Below are 26,241 nucleotides of genomic sequence, written 5' to 3' on the forward strand. Positions count from 1 at the left end.
TTGACGATCGGTTGATGTCCTAACCTACCAAGGCAACTGCTATATATGCTTTTTTTGGCCGTTTTTGACATATTTGCTGTTTAAGGTCGCTACCTTGTGAATATTGAGAATACATGAAATTTTTTTGTAGTTACTAACTTCGTGACCATTTGTAACAAGTAACCTGAAAAGAGAATCTGGAAAAATTGGACTTAAAGGTTTGTAAATATTTGCTAGCAAGTTTTAGGAAGATTTTTGTCCAAAAATCATTCAGTTTTAAGTGCAACGGTGTCGAAAAACAAAACTATGTAAATAAAAATCAATTAACTTGTAAATTTTGTTGTATCTAGTTAAATTCATTGTTTTTTTATAATTTATATTCCTGCAAATTGACTTAACTGATTCCCAATCCGTCGTCACGATTTACAATTAAAATATTACAATTTTGGTTTCCGTCTTGTTGGTAAATAAACCGATCTACACTGTTAAGAGCTAGATAAACTCCCAAACCGCCAATCTGTCGTTGTTGTAGCGACTTGTTCAAATCATTTGGAGTTAACTTCTGGGTAGGATTGAAGGGAACACCAGTATCTTTAATCGTAATGCTCAAGGAGCGATCGTCAAAATCGGCTTTTAAAATCAATATGCCTTCGCGATTTGCTGCCTGATAACCGTAATTAATGATGTTTGTAGCGATTTCATCAACCGCCAAACGCAGTCTATAGGAGGTTTTTTTATGCAAACCTGCTTCCATTGCTGCTGCCATCACATATTCTGCGATCGCCTTTAAAGAGTCCAGTGTTCCAGGCACAGTTAAAGGTTCCATATTTTACAGATTGGGGGTAAGTGAAAGGATGAAACTTTAGTCTGATGCCTTTCTCTGCACAATCAGCATTGTGATGTCATCATACTGAGGTGCGTTGCTGATGTGAGCGAACAAATCAGTTGTAATGCGCTCTAGCAGGGGAGATGGCAAAAGTGCAGATCGATCTAGGAGCGATCGCAGTCGCTTTTCAGTAAAAAACTTACCGCTGGGACTACGTGCCTCAGTTACTCCATCGGTATAGCCAATTAAGATATCGCCTGGTTCCAACTGTACTTGTTGAATTTTAAATTTCATATTAGGCATCATCCCTACTGCTGGCCCGGTTGAGTTGAGACTGGCTTTGATACCAGTCTCACCGACAACAAACAGAGTTTCGTGTCCACCATTGATGTATGTGAGAATGCCAGTTGCCGGATCTAGCACGCCAAAAAACAGCGTAGCAAACATACTCATCTGCGCGTGCTGCTGGGCGATGTAATTATTCGTGAGCGCTACTGCTTTCAGGGGGTTAATTTGGTATAAATTGGTTGCCATCTCTGACTCCAGCAAAATCGATAATTCCGCCTCATTGGCAATAATAGAGAGTCCGCCCAAACTAATTTGTCCCGAAAAAATACGGATTAAGCTTCGGAACAAAGCCATAAATAAGGCAGCGCCTACACCTTTGTCGGCGACATCAGCAATAACTAGTCCCAAGTAGTCGCCAGGTAGCATAAAAACGTCGTAGAAGTCGCCAGCAACTTGACGCGCAGGAGAGAAAAACGTGGCAATCTCTAAATTAGGTAGCTGTGGGATTTCGTTGGGTAGAAAATCTCTCTGGATTTGCCGCCCTTTTTCTAATTCGTAGTTGAGCGCTTTGGAATAAGTTTCAATTTTCCCATAGAGCTGGGCATTTTCTAAAACTATAGCGATTTGGTCAGCAGTGAGCTGCATCAGATGGGCAATTTCTGGGCTAAAGTGCCCCGGTTCTGGGTGTAGTAAGGTAAGAATACCTAGAACCTCTTCATTCCTGAGAATGGGAACAGCTAATGCTGAACGTACAGTGTAAGGCTGATTGGGCAACTGCAACCAACGATCGTCGGTTTCAGTGTCTACGATCAATCCTATCTGGCGCTGTCTGTATACCCAACCAGCAAGCCCCTGTGCTAAAACGCAACCAATCAGGCGATCGCGCTCCGCTAGTGCTGTCTCCCTTTGCGTGAGGATACTATCGGTGACAGCACCCTGGCGATCTAGTAAAAATAGACTGCCTTTTTGGGCACCAGTAAGCTGACTACAAACATCTAACGTGTCTTGTAAAGTAGCTTTCAACATCTCTTCTTCGGGTGAAGCGCGGATGATTGTTGCTACTGAATGCTCCAGCAGCTTTTTTTGAGCTTGGAAAGCAGCTTTTTCTGTTTTTAATTCAGCTACCTCTCGCCGCAGGGCCTTCAGTTCCTCAATTAGCTGTTGATTCTCTGCTATGCCATTCTCTTCATAAGATCGTTGGATCATAAAATAGACCTGTCGCTTTATTATTGGGGTAAGATTCAGGACGGCGATCGCTTCACTAAATTGAATGCATCTGCTAATTTAAATAGAAATTCCACAATTCTCCTGCGATAACTCTTAAGTTATTTTGATATAAAAGTCATCCCTTAAATAGTTGAGAATTTATAAAATTTGTGCATAAAGAGTGAAATCTTGGTATTCTAAACAATACCAAGATTTTCTCGGAGAACACTAAGATTTTTTGGAGAACACCAAACCAAGATTTTCTCGGAGAACACCAAAATTTGTCAAAACTGATGGCTTCATCAGTCTGATAAATTTTTAATACCTTCATTAGACCTCTTGCATAAATCAAAAATAAGAAAGAACCCCACCCCGCCAAAGCTACGCTTTGTCTCCCCTCCCGAAGAGCGGGGAGGGGTTGGGGGTGGGGTGTTAGAGACTTTTGCAAGAGAAGAGGTCTATTTACTCGCAGATGTTGACTTTGCTTGTCAATTTGCCAGAGATTAGCGTTCTGAACAATTTCCAGGTTTTAGGAGTAGCCGTGCATGGAAAAACAACATACTAGTCAGACGCTAGTAGACGTATTGCGCTACAGAGCTATTGGGCAACCTCAGACGCTAGGCTATACCTTTTTGGTAGATGGTGAATCTGAGGGAAGTAGACTCACGTATGGAGCATTGGATCGAGAGGCAAGAGCGATCGCTACCTACTTGCAAACATTTGCAAAGTCAGGCGATCGCGTACTCCTGCTCTACCCACCTGGTTTAGAATTTATTACTGCCTTTTTCGGCTGCTTATATGCTGGTACGATCGCGATTCCTGCCTATCCCCCTCGGCAAAATCAGTCAATTGCTAGGTTGGGTGCGATCGTTTCCGACGCCCAAGCAACTGCCATCCTGACAACAACAGCACTATTGCCGCTCGTTAAGAACTACTTTGCAGACAATCCAGAACTAGCATCTCTAAAAGTCTTGGCCAGCGATGGGATTTCTGAGGCAATCGCACAGGAATGGCAAGCACCTAATATTGATGGAAATACTTTAGCGTTCCTGCAATACACCTCCGGTTCTACGGGAATGCCTAAAGGAGTCATGGTTAGCCACAGCAATCTACTGCACAATTTAGCCTACATCGACCAAGGTTGGAATCACACACCCAATAGCGTGATGGTGACGTGGATTCCCTTCTTTCACGACATGGGGCTAATTTATGGAGTACTCCAACCTTTGTACTACGGCTTTCCTTGCTATATCATGGCGCCGGTGTCCTTTATTGGGCGTCCGATTCGCTGGTTGCAAGCTATTTCCCGCTATCAGGCAACCCATAGCAGCGCACCCAACTTTGCCTATGAACTATGCCTTCGGAAGATTACCCCAGAACAACGTGCTAGCCTAAATCTGAGTTCTTGGCAAGTTGCTTCCAATGGTGCCGAGCCAGTCAAAGCGGAAACACTCCAACGGTTTGCTAAAGCATTTGCTTCTTGTGGATTTCAAAAAACAGCTTTTTGTCCAGCATACGGGCTAGCTGAGGCGACCCTGAAAGTAACTACCGTAGAGGCACAAACTCAGCCAATAACGATCGAGGTAGAGACAACCGCACTGGCACAAAATCGGGTAATGCTGGCAACAGCAGAGGATTCCAAGACGCGGCTTTTAGTTGGATGTGGCAAGAGTGAACAGGGCGATACCCAAATTGCGATCGCTCATCCTGAATTGTTGACGCGATGTTTACCGGATGAAGTCGGCGAAATTTGGGTAGCGGGAGCGAGTATCACCCAAGGCTATTGGCAGCGATATGAGGAAACAAAACATACATTTGCAGCTTATTTAGCAGATACAGGAGAAGGCCCGTTTCTCCGCACAGGAGACTTAGGTTTTTTACAAGACGGCGAACTATTTATCACCGGAAGACTCAAGGATTTAATTATTATTCGAGGACACAATCATTATCCTCAAGACATTGAACTCACAGTTACAAATAGTCATTCGGCTTTGGGAACGCAGGGAGTAGCCGCATTTACTATCGAGGTAGACGGTGAAGAACAACTCGTTGTGGCCTGTGAAGTCGAGCGAACTGCTATGCGGAAGCTTGATGCAAGTGAGGTAATTGGCTGCATCCGACAAGCAGTCACAACACAGCACGAGTTAGAAGTTCATGCCGTCTTGCTGTTGAAACCAGCCAGTATCCCTAAGACTTCCAGTGGGAAGATTCAGCGCTATGCTACCCGCGCAGGATTTTTGGCGGGGACTTTGGAAGTGGTGGGACAGTGGAGGAAGGCAGGGGAGCAGGGGAGCAGCACTTCGGCTACGCTCAGTGACCGGGGAGCAGGGAGCAGGGAGCAGGGAGCAGGGAGAAGTCGCAAGTCAGGAAACAAGGGAGCGGCGGAAATTCAAGATTGGTTGGTAAATAAGATTTCTCAGCGACAAAACATTGCACCCCAATCTATAGATCCGCGTGAATCATTTGCTTATTATGGGTTGGATTCTATTGCCGCAGTCAGCCTGTCAGCAGATTTAGAAGATTGGTTAGGTTGTCAGTTGTTGCCTACTTTGGCTTACGATTACCCGACGATCGCAACTCTATCAGCCTATCTCACAGAAATATCCCAACGGCGAGAATCTCCAGAACCCAGACGCAATCTTAAATCTGTGGAGGCGATCGCGATTATTGGTCTTGATTGCCGCTTTCCTGGAGCTAATAACCCAGAAGCCTTTTGGCAATTACTACGAAATGGTAAAAGTGCCATCGAGCAAATTCCCGTCAATCGTTGGGATTCTCATCTTTTCTATAACCCCATCCCCGCCCAACCAGGGAAAATGAGTACTCGTTGGGGTGGATTTATCGAGCAAGTTGACCAATTCGACCCCCAGTTTTTTGGCATTTCTCCTCGTGAAGCCGAGCGGATGGACCCGCAGCAAAGGCTGTTACTAGAAGTGAGTTGGCAGGCACTAGAAAATGCTGGATTAGCAAGCGATCGCTTGACAGGCAGCAACAGTGGTGTATTTATCGGCATCAGTACCAATGACTATGCTCGCTTCCAGTTCGATCGCTTGTCTGATATTGATGTCTATGCCAGCACAGGTAATGCTCTGAGCATTGCCGCTAACCGCCTATCCTATCAGTTCGATTGGCACGGGCCTAGTTGGGCGGTCGATACTGCCTGTTCTTCATCTCTGGTTGCAGTTCACCAGGCTTGTCAGAGTTTGCGTTTAGGAGAATGTGACTTGGCTTTGGCAGGTGGTGTGAATTTAATTCTCACCCCCCAAATGACAATCGCCCTCTCCCAAGCAAGATTCATGTCAGGGGATGGTCGCTGTAAAACCTTTGATGCAGATGCAGATGGTTATGTCCGGGGAGAAGGTTGTGGAATCGTAGTGCTGAAGCGTTTGACTGATGCGATCGAAGATGGAGATAATATCCTGGCGCTGATTCGCGGCTCGGCAGTCAATCAGGATGGTCACAGCAATGGGCTGACTGCTCCTAGAGGAATTGCCCAACAAGCCGTTATCCATCAGGCGCTTGTTAATGCTGGAGTCGCACCCGCAGCGATTAGCTATGTTGAGGCTCATGGGACAGGTACAGCCTTGGGCGACCCGATTGAAGTTAATTCGTTGCAATCAGTGCTGATATCAGGTCGTTCCGCAAAGCAACCTTGTGCGATCGGTTCCGTGAAGACTAATATCGGTCATTTAGAATCAGCAGCCGGAATTGCAGGGTTAATTAAAGTTGTACTGGCTTTGCAACATCAAGAAATTCCCGGTACGCTTCATCTCCAGCAGTTAAATCCGAAGATTAACATCCAAGACACGCCTTTTTCAATTCCCCGCGAGACTCAGAAGTGGTCTGGTGTTGGGGAGCAACGTTTTGCAGGAGTAAGTTCCTTTGGCTTCGGCGGTACGAATGCCCATGTTGTTTTGGAGGAAGCGCCGGAAGAGAGTAGGGAGGCAGGGGGAGCAGGGGGGGCAGGGGAAGCAGAGGAGCAGGGGAGCAGGGGAGTAGCTTCACACCTCAAATCGGTGCTGACGCTTTCGGCAAAAAGTGAAATAACGTTACGGGAATTAGCTCGGCGGTATGTGGCATTTTTGGAGTTTAATTCAGAAGTATCTCTAGGGGATATTTGTTATACGAGCAATGTCGGGCGATCGCATTTTCACCATCGACTAGCTCTGGTTGCAGAATCTTCTGAGGAATTTTGCGAGGAACTAGCAACGTTCATTCATAACTCACCACCTTCTAGAATAGGCGATCGTTGTCAAGGAGTTGCTTTCCTGTTCACTGGTCAAGGTTCGCAATATATCGGTATGGGGCGGGAACTTTACAACACGCAACCCGTTTTCCGGCAAGCCATAGAACGCTGTGCTGAAATCTTACAGCCATACTTAAACCAGCCTTTGTTAGAGGTTCTATATCCAAGTAGTGAGTTAGACAACCCAACTCAAGCCTCTATTAATGAAACTGCTTATACCCAACCTGCTTTATTTGCATTGGAATATGCATTGTCCCAGCTATGGCAGTCTTGGGGAATCAAACCGAGTGTGGTGATGGGACACAGTATCGGCGAGTATGTTGCCGCTTGTGTAGCAGGAGTGTTCAGTCTGGAAGATGGACTGAAGTTGATTGCTGCACGAGGAAGACTGATGCAAGCGTTACCGTCTGTGGGAGCAATGGTAGCGGTTTTTGCCCAGTCGCAAGAAGTATCGAGCATTTTTGATGAGTATTCAGATTTGGCGATCGCCGCAATGAACGGCGCACATCTGATCGTCTCAGGTGGATCTGAATCTATGACATCGGCTGTGGTTAGGTTAGAAGCAAAGGGAGTGAAGACAAAACCACTTGAGGTTTCCCATGCTTTTCATTCGCCGTTGATGCAACCGATGTTGGCGGAGTTTGAGCAAATTGTCCAGCAAGTAAACTACTGTCTGCCAAACCCCGATATTCGCTTTATTTCTAATCTCACAGGTCAACTGGCAAAAGCAGAGATCGCCACGCCTGAATATTGGGTGCAACATGTGATGCAGCCAGTCCGGTTTGCTGATGGAATGACAACTTTAGCAGAACTAGGAGCCTTAGCGTATTTGGAAGTAGGGCCGCAACCGATTTTATTGGGAATGGGTCGCCAGTGCTTACCGAGTAACGATTATGTCTGGCTTCCCAGCCTCAAAAAGGAATCAAATTCACAGCAGATGTTGTCCAGTTTGGCAACTTTGTATGAATGTGGAATATCAGTCGATTGGGTAGGCTTCCATCATGACTCTCAACATCGTCGGGTAGTGTTGCCCAATTATCCCTTTGAGCGATCGCGTTTCTGGATGGAAACTGCATCTAGTAGCGTGACTGCTAGAGAATCGCTCTGTTCGCCAGCAGAAATCAAGCGTTTGCTCGTGCCCCAGTTGGCTGAATTGACAGCCCAACTTAGTCTAAAAAACTATGGGGAAGCTCTAAGTACTTTGGAATCACTGAGTATCCTTTATGTAGTGGCGGCATTCCGGCAGATGGGGTGGAATTTGCAACTAGGCGATCGCTATTCCATCCCCCAACTCACCAAACTAGGAGTCATCGAGCAACATCAGAAACTCGCTTTGCGCCTGTTGGAAATGCTGGTTGAAGAAGGAATTCTTCAGCGAATTGGTAATCAGTGGGAAGTAACTCGAATACTGGAGTTACCCACACCAGAAGCGCAACTGGATAATTTGCGATCGCAATATCCCGAAGCAAATGCAGAACTGACACTGCTAGAGCGTTGCGGTTCGCACCTGGCTCAAGTACTCCGAGGTGAAACTCGCCCCCTGGAGTTGCTATTTCCCCAAGGCGATTTGACAGCATTAACCCAGCTGTACCAGGATTCTCCCGGCGCAAAGGTGATGAACGCCCTAGTCCAAAAGGCAATTTCAACCGCGATTTCTAGTGATACAGTCAGCATTTTGGAAATTGGAGCGGGAACCGGCGGAACAACTGCTTACCTCCTACCTCATCTTCCAGCAGATCGAACGGAATATGTGTTCACAGACTTAGGAACGTGGTTCACTGCCAAGGCTCAAGAGAAATTTCGGGATTACCCATTTATCCGCTATCAGTCTTTAGACATCGAACAAGACCCCCAATCTCAGGGATTTTCTAACCATCAATACGACATCATTGTGGCAGCAAATGTCCTGCACGCAACTGAGGATTTACAGCAAACCTTACGTCATGTTCGCAGCCTGTTAGCACCGGGAGGATTATTAGTGTTGCTGGAGGGAACAAGTCCCCGACGCTGGTTAGATTTGGTCTTTGGATTAACGCCAGGGTGGTGGAAATTCTCAGACTACGAGTTGCGACCATTCTACCCTTTGTTAGCGGTGACTGACTGGCTGGAATTGTTGGCTGATTGTGGGTTTCAAGGGGCTGTGCATTTGGCACCTGATTGCGAAGCGATCGGCGATTCATTCCAACAGGTTGTCATCTTGGCTCAGAGCATCAGCACCGATAACCCAGTTAACCACAATCATCTTCCATCGCCCATTGCTACCACCATCAACACCCCACAATCAATATTTCTCCAATCGCTAGTAACCAAGCCTCCACGAGTGCGACAGGAGGAATTAATTACTCATGTCCGCTCACTAGTAGCCAAAGTTTTAGGCTTAAAGCAACCCCAGTCCATCGGTTTGCAGCAAGGATTCTTTGAATTAGGGATGGATTCATTAACTGCTACGGAGTTGAAAGACCAATTGCAAAATAGTTTAGGCTGTTCGCTTTCCCCAACTACACTATTTGATTATCCGACGGTGGCAGCGTTGGCGAATCATCTGGAAACGCAAGTGTTGTCGTTAGATCCACAAGCATCAGCCCAGGAGGCTAACTCTAACTCAGAGAGTGTCCAGCAACAAGTTTTACTGGAAGAATCATCATTAGAAAAGAGAGCGAGATTGTCATCGCCAAAGCAATCGCTTGACGAAATTGCAGATTTGCTGGCTGCAAAACTAGCATCAATCAGAGAGGGAAAACTGCTATGAGTCGTCCTTCAGAAACCAGAGATTATGGGCAATTGATGCAGAACGCATTGCTGGAGCTATCAGCCTTACAAGCAAAGATCGATACCCTCGAACATGCTGCAACTGAACCGATTGCAGTCATCGGTATTGGTTGCCGCTTTCCTGGAGGAGTTAACTCTCCAGAGGAGTTATGGCTGTTATGCAAAAATGGTGGTGATGCGATCGCCGAAGTCCCTAGCGATCGCTGGGATGTAGATGCTTACTACGATCCCGATTTAAGTAGTTATGACAAAACTAACACCCGTTGGGGTGGCTTTTTAGCAAACATCGATCGATTCGATCCTGCCTTTTTCGGAATTTCCACGAGCGAAGCAGCTACCATTGACCCCCAACAACGCTTGCTATTAGAAGTCAGTTGGGAGGCATTAGAAAACGCTGGCTACGACCCCTTACAATTGGTTGGTTCTCAGACTGGCGTATTTGTGGGAATTGCCACTTGTGATTATTACAAAGCCATGACCGCAATTCCCACGAGAGCCGGCACCGGAATTGCTAACAGTATGGCGGCAAATCGGCTGTCTTACTTTTTGGATGTCCGAGGCCCTAGTGTGACAATCGACACTGCTTGTTCGTCGTCCTTGGTTGCTATTCATACCGCTTGCCAAAGTCTGCGGCATCAAGAGTCAAATCTGGCATTGGTGGGCGGCGTGAATATTATGTTGTTACCGGAGGTGAATATTACCTTTTCCCAGGCTGGCATGATGTCATCTGATGGACGTTGCAAAAGCTTTGATGCTACAGCCGATGGCTACGTCCGAGGAGAAGGATGTGGGGTAGTTATCCTGAAGCGTTTTTCAGATGCAGTCAAAGATGGCGATCGCATTTTAGCGTTACTGCGGGGAACCGCCGTAAATCATAACGGTCGCAGTGTTGGCCTAACTGCACCAAATGGGTTGGCTCAACAAGCAGTGATTCGGCAAGCATTGGCAAATGCGAAGGTGGCATCCCATGAAATTGATTATGTTGAGGCACATGGTACGGGTACTCCAATGGGTGATGCCATCGAGCTACAAGCAATCTTCGGGGTGCTAAAACAGGGGCGAAACCTCGACCAACCCTGCGGACTCGGTTCTGTGAAAACTAATATTGGCAATCTAGAAGCTGCTGGTGGGATTGCCGCATTCATCAAAACTGTCCTCTGTTTGCAACACGGAGAAATTCCCCCTCATCCACATTTCAAAACCATCAATCCCCATATTGACATCAAGTCAACACCATTTTTGATTCCCACAATCGATCGCCCGATAAATATCAAGCCTCGATTTGCTGGTGTTAATTCCTTTGGCTTTGGCGGCACTAATGCTCATGTAGTACTGAAAGCAGCTCCAGAGGAGAGCAGGGGAGCAGGGGGGGCAGGGGAGCAGGTTAAATCGCTGTTGACGCTTTCGGCAAAAACTGAGACAGCGTTAAGGGAACTTGCAAGTTGTTATGCAGATAGTTTAGAAAACTATGCTGCTCAATCAATTCCTGATATCTGTTTCACAACTAATATCGGTCGATCGCATTTTAACTATCGTCATGCCATCATTTCATCAGGCGATTTACCCCATTTAATCTCCCAACTGAGGACATTCGCCACTAGCAAACAGACGACAGGACAGCTACAGCCAAATCGCCTGAAGATTGCATTTTTGTTTGCTGGACAAGGTTCGCAATACCTTGGTATGGGATGGGAACTTTACAATACCCAGCCTATTTTCCGTGCTGCCTTAGACGATTGCGATCGCATCTTACGCTCTTATTTGGATCGGCCACTGCTGGAAGTACTGTATCCATTAAGGGAAAGGGAAAGAAACTCAGCGCCTCATCTTCTAGATGAAACTGCCTACGCCCAACCTGCTCTATTTGCCGTAGAGTATGCCTTAGTGAAATTGTGGCAGTCATGGGGCATTGAACCCGATGCGGTGATGGGTCATAGCGTCGGAGAGTATGTAGCAGCTTGTGTGACAGGTGTATTCAGCTTGGAGGAAGGACTGTACTTGAGTGCGGAACCGGGACGACTGATGGCAACACAAGCTAGAGAAGGGCAAATGGTGGCGGTGTTTGCAGCTAAAGAGATTGTAGAGGAGGCGATCGCATCTTACCAGGATGCTGTTGCCATTGCCGCCTTTAACGGCCCTACCCAAACGGTGATTGCGGGGGATAGACAAGCGGTTGCAGCAGCGATCGCCCGTTTGGAATCCGATTTTATTATGACTCGCGAGTTGAATGTTGCCCACGCGTTTCACTCACCCTTAGTAGACCCGATTCAAAATGCCTTTGAGCAAACTTTGAGGCAAATGCAGTTTCATCCCCCTTGTCTACCCTTTATCTCTCATCTTTCGGGAGAATTCGAGGCAGGGGTACTAGATGCTAACTACTGGCGCTCCCAACTGCGATCGCCCGTGCGTTTCGATCGAGGTATCCAGACTTTAGCAGAAGCAGGGTATAATATTTTCTTGGAAATTGGCCCAACAGATACCCTAGCAAGTATGGGTAAGCGGTGTCTACCTAAAAACACTGCTACTTGGTTGTCTTCTTTAAGACAAGGGCATGATGACTGGCGATCGCTCCTCGACACCTTAGCTACTTTATACGAGAAGGGTACAAACATTAATTGGTCAGAATTTCATCGAGATTCTCCCAGACAACGAGTTGCCCTGCCCACTTATCCTTTTCAGCGCCAACGCTGTTGGATTGACAATGAATTTTAGATTTTAGATTTTAGATTTTTTGGTTCATGCCCAGCCCCGCTTCAATTTTAGATTTTAGATTGCCGATTTTAGATTAAAAATTCCTCAATCCAAAATTCCAAATCCCAAATCCAAAATTGATTGACTCTCTTTGAAGAACTTCCAAATAAAAAATACCCCACTGTTCCCAGTCAGCAATTAGCCAACATTCTATGCCTATAGGAATCGAAAAACTCAATCTGTACTCAGGGCAGTTCTATCTAGATATTGCCGATCTTGCCGAAGCGCGTGGTAAAAACTTCCAGCACATTGCCGATAGCTTAATGTGCAAAACGCGATCGGTTTATCCGGTCTATGAAGATGCTATTACTCTGGCGGTGAATGCAGCCAAACAACTCTTATCACCTCAAGACCTGGAAGATATCGAACTACTAATTGTCGGTACAGAATCTGCGGTTGATTGTGGTAAATCCCTATCCACTTGGGTACATCGGTTTTGTAATTTGTCTCCTAATTGCCGTAACTTCGAGGTGAAACATGCTTGTTACGGTGGCACTGCGGCATTCAAAATGGCCGCTTCCTGGGTAGCTTCAGGGGCGAGACCTGGAAAAAAGGCATTGGTAATTAACACGGACTTCAGCAGCGTCACGCTCAATACCGACCAGGAGTTTATCTGCGGAGGTGGTGCAGTGGCGATGCTCGTTAGCGCCAATCCCCAAATTCTCGAAATTGAACTGGATAAGGCGGGTTACTGGACAAAGGAGATTTCTGACTATCTGCGCCCCACTTTCAACACCGAAGTTATCAAAAGTGAAACGAGTCTTTACTCTTATTTAGATGCTTTGGAGGGAGCATTCAGTCACTACGAGCAAATCGTGGGTTCTGTAGACTATGATGCTGATTTCAAAAAACACATTTATCATGCGCCCTTTCCAGCAATGACATTTCAGGCACATCGCACCATACTCAACCGATTTGAGGCGGTAGGAAAAGCGGCTGCTAAGTTAAGTTTTCAATCAAAAGTTGCAGAAAGTATACATTTTGCTCAACAAGTTGGTAGTTCCTATGGGGGTTCCAATTTTATTTGTTTGTTAAGTCTTTTAAATTATGCCAAGGATCTTAATCCGGGCGATCGCATTTCTTTGTTTGCTTATGGTGGTGGCTGCCAAGCAGAATTCTACAGCGCCACCATTGGAAAGGCTGCAACTGAAATTGTCCGATCGCTCAACATTGACGAACACCTCAATCAGCGACTTCGTTTATCTGTTGCAGATTATCAAGCTAGTGAATTGACCCGTGAAAAATATAGCGATCGCCGGGACTTTAACTTAGAAAACTATTTAGATGAACGCTATGAAAAACGCTATCGAGGTCAAGGTTTACTTGTGTTAAGCAATGTTGAAAATTACTATAGGCAATATAAATGGAGTTAATAGTAGAGACCGTCCGATATAAAATCGATTCAGGAGTTGCCCAGATTGCCTTGGTGCAGCCCCAAACAGGTAATACACTCAATCCATCTTTAATCGATCGACTTAGTCAAGCGTTACAAGCTGCGATCGCTGATTCATCTTGTCGGGCGATCGTGCTTCGGGCTGAGGGAACTGACTTCTGCAAAGGACTTGACTTGGAATGGATATTACAGCAGGGAGGAAGACCTCAAATAGAACTGTTTCAAGCCTTTATAAATTGTCTGCAACTGATTTGCCATTCTCACTTGCCTGTAATCGCCTGTGTTGAAGGTAATGTTACAGGTGGAGGACTAGGTTTAGTTGCGGCTTGCGATCTGGTTATTGCCAACGAGAACGCAATATTTATGTTGCCAGAAGTCATCATTGGCATGATTCCGGCTCTGATTGCACCGTTCTTGCTGCGTCGTTTGACCATAGCACAACTCAATTATTTAACCCTCAGCAGTCGGGGTATTGACAGCCTAGAAGCCAAAGCATTTGGGTTAGTGGATGAAGTTGCAACTGAAGGTATGGCTACCACCTTGAACCGACAATTACAACGGCTATTTCGTTCTTCTCCCGAAGCGATCGCTGCCAGTAAACAATATTTTGAACAACTCTATGGGTCAGATTTGCAGCGACAAACCAATATTGCCCTAAATCAACTTGTTTCATGGTTAGCACAACCGGAGGTATTAGAAGGAATTCAAAATTTCACCGAGGGATTCTCGCCACCTTGGTTTCAAAAGTACAGGGGAAAAACCCATGTCTAAAGTTTTGCTGGCCAATCTAGAAGACGGTATCTTCCAACTGCAAATCGATGACCCTGAAAACGAAAATCGTTTGAGCGAAGAACTATGTGATGAATTAATGACAACCCTGACCGATCTAGCGACAGAACCGAGCCTGAAAGTCTTGATTTTGAGTGGGCGATCGGATGTTTTCTGTGCCGGAGCCAGCTTGGACACCATCAAACAAGTTGTGAGTGGCAATGCAGATGTCAAAGATTTATCACTGCCCAACCAACTACTCAGCTTTCCCGTACCAATTATTGCAGCTTTGCAAGGTCATGCTGTGGGAGGTGGCATAGCATTAGCACTCTACTGCGATATGGCGATCGCATCCGAAAACAGTCGGTACGGAGTTAATTTTACAGATTTGGGATTTACTCCCGGAATGGGTATCTTATCTGTCTTACCAGCAATGGTTGGACATCACTTTGCTAGCGAGATGCTCCTCACCGCCAAGCTCTACAAAGGTAAAGAACTCAAGGAACGAGGTTTATTTAACTACATAGTTCCAGCTGAGGAAGTTATGACTTTAGCCTTGGATATGGCACGGAGAATTGCCGAAAAACCCAGACATGTTTTGGAGATGGTAAAAGACACCCTGTGTCTACCCCGGCGTCAAGCTCTCCAAGCAGCATTGTCCCGCGAACACCTAATGCACAAAATCTGTTTTGGGGTTCCAGGGACATTAGCACACATCGAAGCGGCCTATTTAGCCTAAATTTTGTTTTTTGATTTTCAATATAGGAGACAAGACATCATGGATCGAGAGCAAGTATTAAATGTCGTAATTAAACATATCAAGCTCAACATAGATGGACTGGAAAATGTTGAAATAGATCCACATAAAACAATTGGAGAATATGGAGCTAGTAGTCTTGACGGCGTAGAAATTGTTTCTGCTTGTATGCGAGAACTCAAAATAAAAATTCCCAGAACAGAAGTTTCTAGCTTTAAGACAATCGATGACTTGGTGGAACTATTCGCCAAGTTTAAAGACGAAGCTTCTCAAGAAGTTAAAGTTACGCAATAAAAATTCCCCAGTCAATATTGTTTTAAGGTACAAGAAGCGATAAATCGCTGTCTCTACAACAACGATCGCTCCTTCGTATAGACGGCGATAAATCGCGTCTTTGTAATCTATAACTTTCATCAAAAAACCTTAACCAGTGAGTTCGACAAGTGCTATTTTGACCTCTCCCCCAGCCCCTTTCCTACCAGGAGAGGAAAGCAAAAAATTTTCTTTTCTCGTTACTCTTCCCTCTCCTAAAAGGCGAGAGCGGCTGGGAGAAAGAAGTCTGTCGAACTCACGTTAACCAAACGGTATTGCAGTCCCCGTTCTTTTTCCAAAAGCAGGTGAAAATGGTTACTCAAACTGTCGAGTCCGATGTCCAAGATTCATTAATGGAATACTTGGAAGATCCGTTTTTAAATCACCTTTTTAAACAAATCAGAAAAGCTGAACAAATTAGAGGGATATCAGTTGATTTAACCCATGCGTGCAATCTTCGGTGTCAGGGATGTTATTTCTTTTTAGATGAATTGGATCAGTTCAAAGCACCCAAAGATGAAGCCGAATTTGATACATTTATTGCCGACGAAAAGAGCAGAGGAACAAATTTTATTACAGTGGTTGGGGGAGAACCTAGCCTGATGCTAGAGCGATTGCAAAAGCTTTACCATAATTTTCGGTTAATGGTTGTTACCAATGCCCTGATCAAAATCCCTTATGAGGGATTTGAAACAATGCCGATCGCGATCTCTCTTTGGGGCGATCGTGAAACTGACAAGACACTCCGAGGAGGTGGTAAACTTGATGTTTTCAGCAAAGCTTTAAAAAATTACAAAGACGATCCGCGTGCTATTTGGCATTACACTACTACACCAGGTAACGCCCATGAAATCGCTAGCGTTGTCGAGCAGTGCGTAGCTAACGGTAATCGCGTCTTGTTTAACTTTTACAGCGATCGCATTGACTTAGGAGGAGTTTACGATCATAATCTGGGATTTGCAGATGTGCGGCGTGAGATTGATAAAGCGATCGCCCGCTACCCTGACAAAATTTTAATGACTTCGTACATGAGCAGCGTGTTTACCACACAGCAACTTTACGATGAAACTTGGGGTTATGAAGTTTGCACCAGTCTCACTGTAGATCATGAAATTAATCAAAACCGGATTAAAAATGGTAAACGTTATAACCCCCATTATCGCGCTTACAATCCCGATCTGAAATCAACTCGGCGTTGTTGCACAGGTGATAATCAAGATTGCTCAACTTGTTACCAAACTTGGGCGCAGGTTGGTTGGATCATGATCAATCTAGAACGACACCTCGCCTCCAAACAAGAATTTACTAACTGGCTGACTACGACATACCTGTTTTACCTGATGTGTCGCATGGTTGACTTTGAATCTGGCGTGCAACTTTTACCTGAAATTCATCAACGAATCAAGAGTGCTGAGTTTTGTTAGCGGATAGCTAAGGTTTAGCCTGTGCTGAGTAAAAAACTGCCCGGAAGAATCAAAGCTAATACCTGTGTACATCAATATTGAGTAATTTTCCTTACTCAAGACTCAGCACAGAGGAAAGTAAATTGCTAGTAATTCAGGATCTATTCGTTTCTATATTGCTCGGTTTTTCGCAAAGGAAATAAATTGCTATGGCTACTCAAGTAATAGAAACCGAGGTACAAGATCCTTTAATGGAGTATTTAGAAGACCCTTTTCTGTATAACCTGTTCGCACAGATTAGAAAAGCGGGCGCTATTAAAGGAATCTCTGTAGACTTAACTCATCTATGTAATCTGCGGTGTGAGGGTTGTTGTTTTTTCACCGATGACTTAGATCAAAATGCAGCACCCAAAGACGATGCTGAGTTTGAGGCTTTAATTGCACAAGAAAAAGCTAGAGGCACTAACTACATTACGGCAGTTGGGGGTGAGCCTACCTTAATGCTGGATCGATTGCGAAAGCTGGCGCAAAATTTTTGGATGATTGTTGTCACAAACGGGATGATCAAAATTCCTTATGAGGGATTTGAAAATACAGCTATTAGTGTTTCGCTTTGGGGAGATAGCGAAACCGATAAAAAGCTGCGGGGAAAAGGCAAGTTAGATGTTTTCAGCAAGGCTCTCAAAAATTACAAAGACGACCGTCGAGCCTTTTGGTACTACACAACGACCGCTGGTAACGCCCATGAAATTGAACGGGTTGTTGAAAAATGTGTCGAAAACGGTAATTGCGTAATGTTTAACTTTTACGGGGATAAGGCAGGGTTAGGAGGTGTTTATGATAATCAACAAGGGTTTGCAGATGTGCGTCATGAAATCGACCGGATGATTGCCCGCTATCCCGATCGCATCTTGATGACCTCCTACATGAATCAAGTATTTACTACAGGGCAAATGTACGATGAAACCTGGGGCTATGATGTCTGTCCTTGCATTAGTGAAAATCGCCCAGAGAATGCAGCCCGATTCCAAAATGGTAAACCCTATAATCTTCACTTTCGTGCTTACAATCCTGATGGCAAATCAACCAGGACATGCTGCACCAGCGAACATCCCGATTGCTCAACCTGTTACCAAACTTGGTCGCAGATGGGCTGGATTATGCTAAATATGGAGCGGCACTTAGGTTCTAAGCAAGAATTTACCAACTGGCTGACGACAATGTACGTGTTTTACTTGGGTGCTAGAGCGATTGATTTTGAATCTGGCGTTCAGCTTTTGCCTGAAATTCATCGGCGAGTGAGTGGGATATGAATCAAGAACCGATCGCGATCGTTGGTATTGGTTGTCGCTTTCCTGGAGGTGTCCAAAGCCCAGCTAGCTTCTGGAACCTATTGCAAAATGGCAGGGATGCAATTACCGAAATACCTGGCGATCGCTGGAACGTTAACAAATTTTATCATCCCGATCCGGTAGAACCAGGTAAGATATATAGCCGCTGGGGCGGATTTCTCGACCAAATAGACCAGTTTGATGCCAAATTCTTTGGGATTTCTGGTGCGGAAGCGGCTCGGATTGACCCCCAACAACGACTCTTGTTAGAAACAACGTGGGAGGCGCTAGAGGATGCAGGACTTGTGCCAGAACATCTAGCTGGCAGCGATACCGGGGTTTTTATTGGGGTACTTAACCGGGATTACAATTACATTCAATTGGGGGAGCGCGATCGCGATGCGATTAATGCCCATACCATAGTTAGCTCAAACCTCAACTTGGTACCAAATCGCATTTCTTACTGCTTTGACTTCACAGGCCCCAGTCTACCGATTGACGCTGGCTGTGCCTCGTCATTAGTCGCCGTTCACTTTGCTTGCTCTAGTCTCTGGAATGGGGAATGTAGCCTTGCCCTAGCAGGTGGGGTCAATGTCATCTTCAAACCAGAAGTCAGCATCGCCATGAGTAAGGCATTTTTACTGTCTGCGGATGGTCGTTGCAAAACTTTTGATGCCGCAGCAGATGGTTTTGTTCGGGCTGAAGGGGTGGGGGTTGTTGTTCTAAAGCCGCTATCTCATGCCCTCGCTGACGGCGATCCGATTTATGCAACGATCCGCAGCAGTGCTGTCAATCAAAACGGTCGAGGCAGCAGTTTTACAGCCCCCGAAGCTTTGGCACAACAAGCAGTCATGCAAAAAGCCTATCAGCGGGCAGGAATTCTCCCTCAGCAGGTGCAGTATGTAGAAACTCAAGGCTCCAGTTCGCCGATGGGGGATGAGATTGAAGCCAAAGCGATCGGGGCTGTCATCGGCAGCGATCGCGCTTTGGGCAATGAATGCGCCATCGGATCTGTGAAAACAAATATTGGACACATGGAAGCGGCTGCCGGCATTGGCGGACTGATTAAAGTAGCGCTAGCAGTTGACCATCGTCAGATTCCAGCCAATCTGCATTTTCAAACCCCCAATCCCAAAATTCCTTGGCAAGAACTGCGGTTGCGCGTGGCACAATCCTTGGAACCACTAACAAATAAGGATAATCAACCACCAATCGTCAGTGTGAATGGTTTTGGTCTGGGAGGCACGAATGTTCATGTGATTCTGCAAGGTGTAGAATCCTTGCCAATTGATACTGCGATCGCTAACCAACCACAACTGTTTTTAATGTCAGCTCGTAGTCCAGAGGCTTTGAAAGCCTTTGCTAAAGCTTATATTGAGTTTTTTACTGCCCAGGATAACCCGACAATTTCATTGGCAGACATTTGCTATACAACTAGTCTGCGCCGCAGCCATCATTCCTACCGTTTAGCAATGGTAGTTGATTCTAAGAAACAACTAGCCGAGCATTTAATGGCTTTTCTCGCACAAGAAAGCCGCCCCTCGATGTTTTCCGGCTATGTAGAGCAACACAAAAACAGTAAAGTAGAGGAGAATTCTGCTAGTGAATGCGCTCAAATGCTGAATTCCTTAGCAGAGCGCTATACCCTAGAAGATTCCATTGATTGGAATGCTCTTTATCCTCATGGTGGTTGTTTTGTCCGTTTGCCGTCCTATCCGTGGCAACGACAGCGTTACTGGCACGAATCAGAAGCCTCACGGCAAGATAGATTAGGAGAATCGAATACAGCCCAAGCCTCTAGTGTGGTTGATTCTAAGATTGCCGAACAGATTGATATTATAAAGCAATGGTCAGTAGCGATAAATAGCCAACGCACCGATTTATTAAGCACTTACATTCAAGCACAAATTGTCCAAGCCTTAGAGTGTGAGCCTGTTCAAGTTGATGTCCAAAAGCCACTTAATAGTATGGGCATCGATTCTCTGATGGCTGTGAGTCTGAGAAATCACATTGTCACCAATTTAAAGATTGAACTGCCAATCGAACAGTTTATTGCTAGTCCTAGCATTGCGGAATTAGCTCAAGCTTGCCACGAACAATTAATTTTGAAAAATTTGATACCAACTATTCAGATTGCTAATTTTGTTGAGGAAATAGAGGAGTTAACACTTTAGCCTCAGTTTGGTATTGAGACGAGTACAAGCAAAAGCAGATCGGGTTTTGGAGAGGGCTAAATATGGTATTGAATGAATTGTTAACATCTAGTTTGTCAGTCAAAAATTTAGTAGAACTGACGCGTTATCGCGCCGAACAACAGCCCGATCGCCTCGCCTATAGTTTTTTGCTGGATGGAGAAAAGGAAGTAATTAGTCTCACATATCGAGAACTGGATCTATCGGCACGAGCGATCGCAGTGCAACTGCAAACTGTCAGTGCCAAGCATGAGCGTGTCCTGCTTCTCTACCCGCCTGGTCTTGATTTCATTACCGCCTTCTTTGGCTGCTTATACGCTGGTACGATCGCCGTTCCTGCTTATCCGCCTCGACAAAATCAGTCGATCTCCAGGCTGATGGCAATTATGGCAGATGCCCAAGCTAGGGTTGCCCTGACTACAACTTCCCTGCTTACAACCATCGCTACTCAATTTAACCACCATCCAGACCTGACCACAAAACAGATTTTAACTACCGACACCATCGCTAATCAGCAAGCAGAGTTTTGGCACGAACCCGTACTCGATCCAAACGCGATCGCATTTCTGCAATACACCTCTGGCTCAACCGGGATGCCCAAGGGGGTTATGGTCAGTCATGGCAACTTACTGCACAATTTAGAACTGATTCACCAGTTTTTCCAAACCACTCCTAACGAATTAGGCGTATCCTGGCTGCCCCCTTATCATGATATGGGCTTAATCGGCGGCATCCTCCAACCCCTTTACGTCGGCTCCTCAATAATTTTGATGTCGCCTGTTGCGTTTTTGCAGAAGCCATACCGTTGGTTAGAAGCAATTTCCCGCTATCAAGCGACGATTAGCGGCGGGCCGAATTTTGCCTATGACTTGTGCGTGCAGAAGATTCAGCCAGAACAATTAGTGGGTCTTGACCTGAGCAGTTGGAAAGTTGCTTTCAATGGTGCTGAACCAGTTCGTGCCCAGACCCTAGAGCGATTTGCTACCAAGTTTGAGCCTTACGGCTTTCGCCCTGAAGCTTTTTATCCTTGCTATGGGATGGCTGAAGGCACATTGTTGATTTCCGGGGGGGTAAAAGAGTGCTACCCAACGGTGTGTAATGTAGAAAGTGCTGCTCTCGAACAAAACCAAGTTGTGCTGTGTGCAGAGCAACAGCAGCATAGTATCAAGATTGTTGGGCAAGGTAAGACGGGGTTAGGTCAAACAATTGCGATCGCCAATCCGCAATCTTTCCAGAGATGTCCAGATGGTACAGTTGGAGAAATTTGGGTTACAGGAGCGAGTATTGCTCAAGGATACTGGCAGAAACCCCAAGAGACGCAAGAAACATTCTATGCCTGTTTAGACGATACAGATGAGGGTTCGTTTCTGCGAACGGGCGACCTGGGATTTCTACATAATGGTGAATTATTTGTTACCGGGCGACTCAAGGATTTAATTGTGATTCGAGGTCGCAACTACTATCCTCAAGACATTGAACTGACGGTGCAGGAAAGTTATTCGGCTCTCCGACAAGGCTGTGGAGCAGTGTTTGCCATTGAGGTAGAAGGAGAAGAAAGAATCGTCGTTGCTCAAGAAATCGAGCGCACCTACTTAAGAAAGCTCAATGCAGATGAAGCGATCGCGGCAATTCGGCAAGCGGTGTCACAGGTTCATGAGTTATCAGTTTATGCAGTGTTGCTGCTCAAGACTGCCAGCATTCCCAAAACATCGAGTGGTAAGATTTCCCGTACTGCTTGCCGCAATGGATTTCAAACAGGTAGTTTGGACATGATTGCTGCTGACATCTTGCCCCAATGGGATGGCAAAAATAGCGAATATAAACTCACAGCAGCAGAACTGTTAGCGATCGCTCCCACACAAAGACAACAGCACTTAGAGTCTTACATTCAAGCAAAACTAGCCAGGGGACTGAAAGTTGATTTAGCGAAACTCCATCCCCAACAACCCTTGCATCAGCTAGGCCTCGATTCCTTGACTGCGATCGAGATTAAACATCAAATCGAAGTCGATCTAGAAGTCAATGTTCCTGTGGTCAAGTTTCTAGAAGGTGTGACCATTGCAAATCTCGCTGCTCAAATTCTCAGACAATTGACTGGAGTAAATTCTCAGCAGCAAGGCGAAAAGCTACCCTTTTTCTGCATTCATCCGGTGATGGGTGTCGCTTCCGTTTATTCCGACCTGGCAGAGTTATTGGGTCAAGAACAACCTTTCTATGGGCTACAATCTGCGGGGATTACTGGCGAAAGCAAATCAAAAGATTGTATAGAAGACATTGCTGCTGAGTACATCCACGGTATCCAACAGGTGCAGTCAGAAGGCCCCTATTGTCTAGGAGGTTGGTCTTTTGGCGCGCTGGTGGCATTTGAAATGGCCCAACAGCTACAGCAAGCAGGGCAGACCATTGCTTTACTTGCACTGATTGATACTCCCGCCTTTTGCGACAATCGCACTCAGAATTTCTTCCAGATGGCTAAATTTCTCCTGAATTCCGTGCTTCGCAATCTTGGCCCTTATCTGGATGAAACAGTAGACCATTTTCTGACTGCTGTCGAAGAACGACAACTCACCCAACAGATTGCAACTAAGACCTCGAAGCCATTGGATTTTTTGGTTGAGCCAGGAAGTATAGCTAAGGTTGTCGCCCACCAGTCCAGGCTGAGTAAGCTTTTCCAACCAGCTGCGCGACGGCTATTTCAAGTCATACAAGCTAACAACTCAGCCCTCCTCAAATACAAGCCGCAGCCTTATCCAGGTAAAGTTACCCTATTTCGGACGAGCAAACAAACTGGAAAAAATCCCCAAGATGCAACCCTTGGCTGGGGCGATCTAGCAATGGGAGGAATTGAGATTCACCAAATTCCGGGAAACCATCTGAATTTAGTTCTCCCGCCCCATGTAGAGGTACTTGCCGAAAAGCTAAAAGCTTGTCTCGATCGCGCGCAGATTCAAAAGATGGAGGTGTTGTAGATTTTCCCTTTTCTAAGAGGCTTGTATTAGCTTGATAATACTATCAGGAGATTTATAAAAATAAATAATAACCAAAATGTTCGCTTTGATTACTGATAGTTATAAAACAGCACTAACTGATATTATCCTATCAAGTCTCCATCTATATTCAGAGGATAAAAATCAAGCAATAAGTAGAACGGCTTCAAAAAACCAAACTATGTAAAGAAAAATAAAATAGGCTGAAACCCTTTTATATTCTGCCCGATTCCACTAATCAATATTCACAGCAACCTACTTCTTATGAGTATACCTTTAAAGCTTCGCAGTGGTTTTAGCTTTGATGAAGCGATTTTAATGGCTAAGTTCTCCAAACGAAGTTATGAAATATTTCAAGTCGGAGGAGGCTCTGTTGAAGATGCCGAAGTCCAAGATATCTATAACTCTCTGTATAAGAATGAGGGCTGGAAATTAGTTCATAGCTTGCAAAATAATGAAAATAATATCCGAGGTTTCATTTTTAAACGAGAAGAAAGTAATCAATTTGCGGTGATTTTTCGAGGCTCGATTGTTACCGATCGCGGTCAAATTGAATTAACGGATATTTTGACCGATCTCAATTGGTCATTAATTAACTATGGTTCTCTACCAGATACGCGAGTCAAAGTTGCACGGGGATTTTTTGAAGGATTTGAAGCGGTCAAAGACGAACTTGCTGTTTTTTTCCAGGTTCTCTTAGGTCAAATTAATGCTCAAGATTTTGAGACATTTCAAACCTTGAATTCTGGCAAACAAATTGCTATTGCCCATGCCATTGCTGCGGCTGGAGGAATCCGATTCGGACTGGCCTTTGAGCGCCGATTAAAAAAACTAATTTCGGAAGTCTTCTCTTATGATGCGATCGGCAACCTGAATCGAGCCTGGAGTTTTGCCCGCGATGAACTGTTGAACTTTGAAGATATCTCTAGAGAAATGAGTCAGTTATCGAATAGTCGCAGGGCTGACGCTAGCTTAAATTCTATATCTAAGATACCTAAAAATACCAGCCGCCTTGAGGTTTTCGTGGGCGGTCATAGTTTGGGCGGTGGTTTAGCTCAACTCGGCGCTCTGTTCTTAAAACGCCGCTTTAGTTCTTTAGGAGAGTTAGCTTTACGAGTCAAAGTATACACCTTTGGATCTGTGAAAGTTGGCAATCGGCATTTTGCCAATTACTACAACGAACAATTAGGAGAAGGATTTAGTTACCGCGTCGAAAATCAACTCGATCCGTTTACTCTAGTACCCTTTAGCCTTCCTTTCCCTTTAAGTATGGTTGCTGGCAATGGCTTGAGATTGGGGGAACTTTACTTAGGCAATTACGAACATGTGGGAGAAGTTCATCACGTAATCGGACTGGGAAATCACGGTGTCTCTCTGAATTTTGGGGGAGCGGCAGAATTTATGGGAGGTGTTCCTTTCCCTCACAGTTTCGATACCTACATTCAACTGCTGCAAGAAGACAAAAAACGGTGGCATCAGTTGTGGCAACCCATTAGAGGAATTCTCAGCATCTTTTTACAAGAAATGCTCCAGGAACAAGAAGCTGGGATTGTGATGACCACCGAAGAACAAATACGGGGAGTTCAAGAACAGACATCTGAAGAAATTCGGAATCTCAAGCAATCTCTAGACGAACTTAAAAGCGAAATTCAGCGATCGGGGCTGAACTTGAAGAACGAATAAGAACTGGTAACTTTTGCTACTTATGACCCCTACTGTTACTGCTCGCAATCTTAGTATCTTTGCTGGTCTACTTGCCTTAAGTATCGGGGCTGGATACGTTTTCCTGTTTAAAGTATCTAGCCCGTCACCCGCCAACAACGCCTCGTCATCTTCGTTATCGTTGCCGCCTAAAAAAACAAAAGTCCTGGCATTGGGGCGGTTGGAACCAGAAGGGGAGATTACCAAAGTTGCAGTTCCAGTGGGGGCGCAGATTGATAAATTAAAAGTTTCTGAGGGTGATTGGGTTAAAGCCGGACAAGTTTTGGCTGATCTCAAAAGTCACCAAGAAATGCTGGCTAAACGAAATTTGGTTGCTAGCCAGTTAGAGGAGGTGCAAAAACAGATACAAACAGATAGCTCCCTCAATAAAATTGAGATTGGTCAGGCACAAGCACAGATTAGTCAGATTTCTACTCCTCGTTTGCAAGAAATTAGCTCTCAAGAGGCTGCTGTTCGCCGATCGCAAGCAGAGTTGGATCAAGCAATTATCATACGCGATCGCTATGCAAAACTTTATGCTGAAGGTGCAGTTCCTAAAGAAGATTATGAGATTAGGAAGTTACTGGTTGTACAAACTCAAGAGAATTTAAGTCAAGCCAGAGCCAAGTTAGATCAATTAACCGCGACCCGCACAGAAGATATCAAAGTAGCTCAAGAGAACCTCAAACGCTCAGAAATGAATTTAAAGCGAGTCGCTAGCCATAGTGGGTTGACTTCAGCCATCCAAAATTTAAAACTGGCCCAGGCACAGTTAGAGCAAACTATTATCCGTGCGCCCAAAAACGGCCAAGTCCTGAAGATTTACACCCAGGCTGGAGAAGTGATTTCCGATCGCGGGCTTCTGGCTCTAGGCAACACACGTAATATGTATGTAGTGGCAGAGGTTTTTGAAACAGACGTTAAGTTGATTAAAGTCGGACAGCGAGCAACGATTACCAGTCCGGTTTTTGAAGAAAAAATGACTGGCACTGTCGCCAAAATTGGTCAACTAGTGTTCAAAAACGACATTATTGGGGACGATCCGACAGCAAAATCAGATGTCCGAGTGGTAGAAGTGAAAATCCGCTTAGATCGAAGCAAACTTGTCTCCGATCTCAGTAATCTGCAAGTAGATACCGAGATTGATTTAAATTAATTCGCTAAAGGTTTTTCAAAAGGGAACAGGGAATAGGGAATAGGGAATGGGGAATGGGGAATAGGGAATAGGGAATGGCACGAAGAAAAGCTGAAAGCTCGTCTGGGCAGGGTGTTGGAGGTAGGGTGTTGGGTGTAGGGAAAAATCAAGAAAAGTAAATATGAGTGGGGATACAA

14 protein-coding genes are annotated in these 26,241 nt (G+C 45.2%); 12 read left to right on the forward strand and 2 right to left on the reverse strand.

The features are described from left to right. Positions 1-373 precede the first annotated feature (373 nt). Both RMZ95_RS29670 and RMZ95_RS29675 read right to left on the reverse strand, forming a co-directional pair. The gene (locus RMZ95_RS29670; protein ID WP_322686931.1) at positions 374-805 is read right to left on the reverse strand and encodes an ATP-binding protein; all 432 of its coding nucleotides are present in this window, start codon (positions 803-805) and stop codon (positions 374-376) included. A gap of 36 nt (positions 806-841) precedes the next feature. After that, positions 842-2,299 (reverse strand): GAF domain-containing SpoIIE family protein phosphatase, encoded by a 1,458-nt coding sequence (locus RMZ95_RS29675; protein ID WP_322686932.1) that lies wholly within the window; start codon positions 2,297-2,299, stop codon positions 842-844. A 545-nt stretch (positions 2,300-2,844) separates the two neighbouring features. Between RMZ95_RS29675 and RMZ95_RS29680 the strand changes: the two genes are divergently transcribed. The 12 genes from RMZ95_RS29680 to RMZ95_RS29735 all read left to right on the forward strand — a co-directional run bounded on the left by RMZ95_RS29680 (position 2,845) and on the right by RMZ95_RS29735 (position 26,065). Beyond that, the gene (locus tag RMZ95_RS29680; RefSeq protein WP_322686933.1) at positions 2,845-9,294 is read left to right on the forward strand and encodes a polyketide synthase; all 6,450 of its coding nucleotides are present in this window, start codon (positions 2,845-2,847) and stop codon (positions 9,292-9,294) included. Next, a complete protein-coding gene (locus tag RMZ95_RS29685) occupies positions 9,291-12,026 on the forward strand; it encodes a type I polyketide synthase (RefSeq protein ID WP_322686934.1) in 2,736 nt (911 codons plus the stop codon). Before RMZ95_RS29680 ends, RMZ95_RS29685 begins: the two co-directional genes overlap by 4 nt. Positions 12,027-12,217: 191 nt before the next feature. Next, the gene (locus RMZ95_RS29690) at positions 12,218-13,438 is read left to right on the forward strand and encodes a hydroxymethylglutaryl-CoA synthase family protein (protein ID WP_322686935.1); all 1,221 of its coding nucleotides are present in this window, start codon (positions 12,218-12,220) and stop codon (positions 13,436-13,438) included. After that, positions 13,429-14,229 (forward strand): enoyl-CoA hydratase/isomerase family protein, encoded by an 801-nt coding sequence (locus RMZ95_RS29695; RefSeq protein WP_322686936.1) that lies wholly within the window; start codon positions 13,429-13,431, stop codon positions 14,227-14,229. The genes RMZ95_RS29690 and RMZ95_RS29695 overlap by 10 nt, the downstream gene beginning before the upstream one ends. Further along, positions 14,222-14,965 (forward strand): polyketide synthase, encoded by a 744-nt coding sequence (locus RMZ95_RS29700; protein ID WP_322686937.1) that lies wholly within the window; start codon positions 14,222-14,224, stop codon positions 14,963-14,965. The genes RMZ95_RS29695 and RMZ95_RS29700 overlap by 8 nt, the downstream gene beginning before the upstream one ends. A gap of 39 nt (positions 14,966-15,004) precedes the next feature. After that, positions 15,005-15,277, forward strand: coding sequence for a phosphopantetheine-binding protein (locus RMZ95_RS29705; protein ID WP_322686938.1), 273 nt, complete (start codon positions 15,005-15,007; stop codon positions 15,275-15,277). 329 nt (positions 15,278-15,606) lie between these two features. Continuing rightward, positions 15,607-16,719, forward strand: coding sequence for a radical SAM protein (locus tag RMZ95_RS29710; protein ID WP_322686939.1), 1,113 nt, complete (start codon positions 15,607-15,609; stop codon positions 16,717-16,719). A gap of 188 nt (positions 16,720-16,907) precedes the next feature. Beyond that, positions 16,908-18,011, forward strand: a complete 1,104-nt coding sequence (locus tag RMZ95_RS29715) for a hypothetical protein (protein WP_322686940.1) — start codon at positions 16,908-16,910, stop codon at positions 18,009-18,011. Continuing rightward, entirely contained in the window at positions 18,008-20,203 is a 2,196-nt protein-coding gene (locus RMZ95_RS29720; protein ID WP_322686941.1) for a type I polyketide synthase, read from the forward strand. The genes RMZ95_RS29715 and RMZ95_RS29720 overlap by 4 nt, the downstream gene beginning before the upstream one ends. A gap of 62 nt (positions 20,204-20,265) precedes the next feature. Next, positions 20,266-23,190, forward strand: a complete 2,925-nt coding sequence (locus tag RMZ95_RS29725; protein ID WP_322686942.1) for an AMP-binding protein — start codon at positions 20,266-20,268, stop codon at positions 23,188-23,190. A gap of 282 nt (positions 23,191-23,472) precedes the next feature. Then, complete coding sequence (locus tag RMZ95_RS29730; protein WP_322672817.1) at positions 23,473-24,891, forward strand: lipase family protein; 1,419 nt, start codon at positions 23,473-23,475, stop codon at positions 24,889-24,891. A 22-nt stretch (positions 24,892-24,913) separates the two neighbouring features. Continuing rightward, a complete protein-coding gene (locus RMZ95_RS29735; protein ID WP_322686943.1) occupies positions 24,914-26,065 on the forward strand; it encodes an efflux RND transporter periplasmic adaptor subunit in 1,152 nt (383 codons plus the stop codon). Positions 26,066-26,241 lie beyond the last annotated feature (176 nt).

The organism is Nostoc sp. DedQUE07 (assembly GCF_034530975.2).
Classification (GTDB): domain Bacteria; phylum Cyanobacteriota; class Cyanobacteriia; order Cyanobacteriales; family Nostocaceae; genus Nostoc.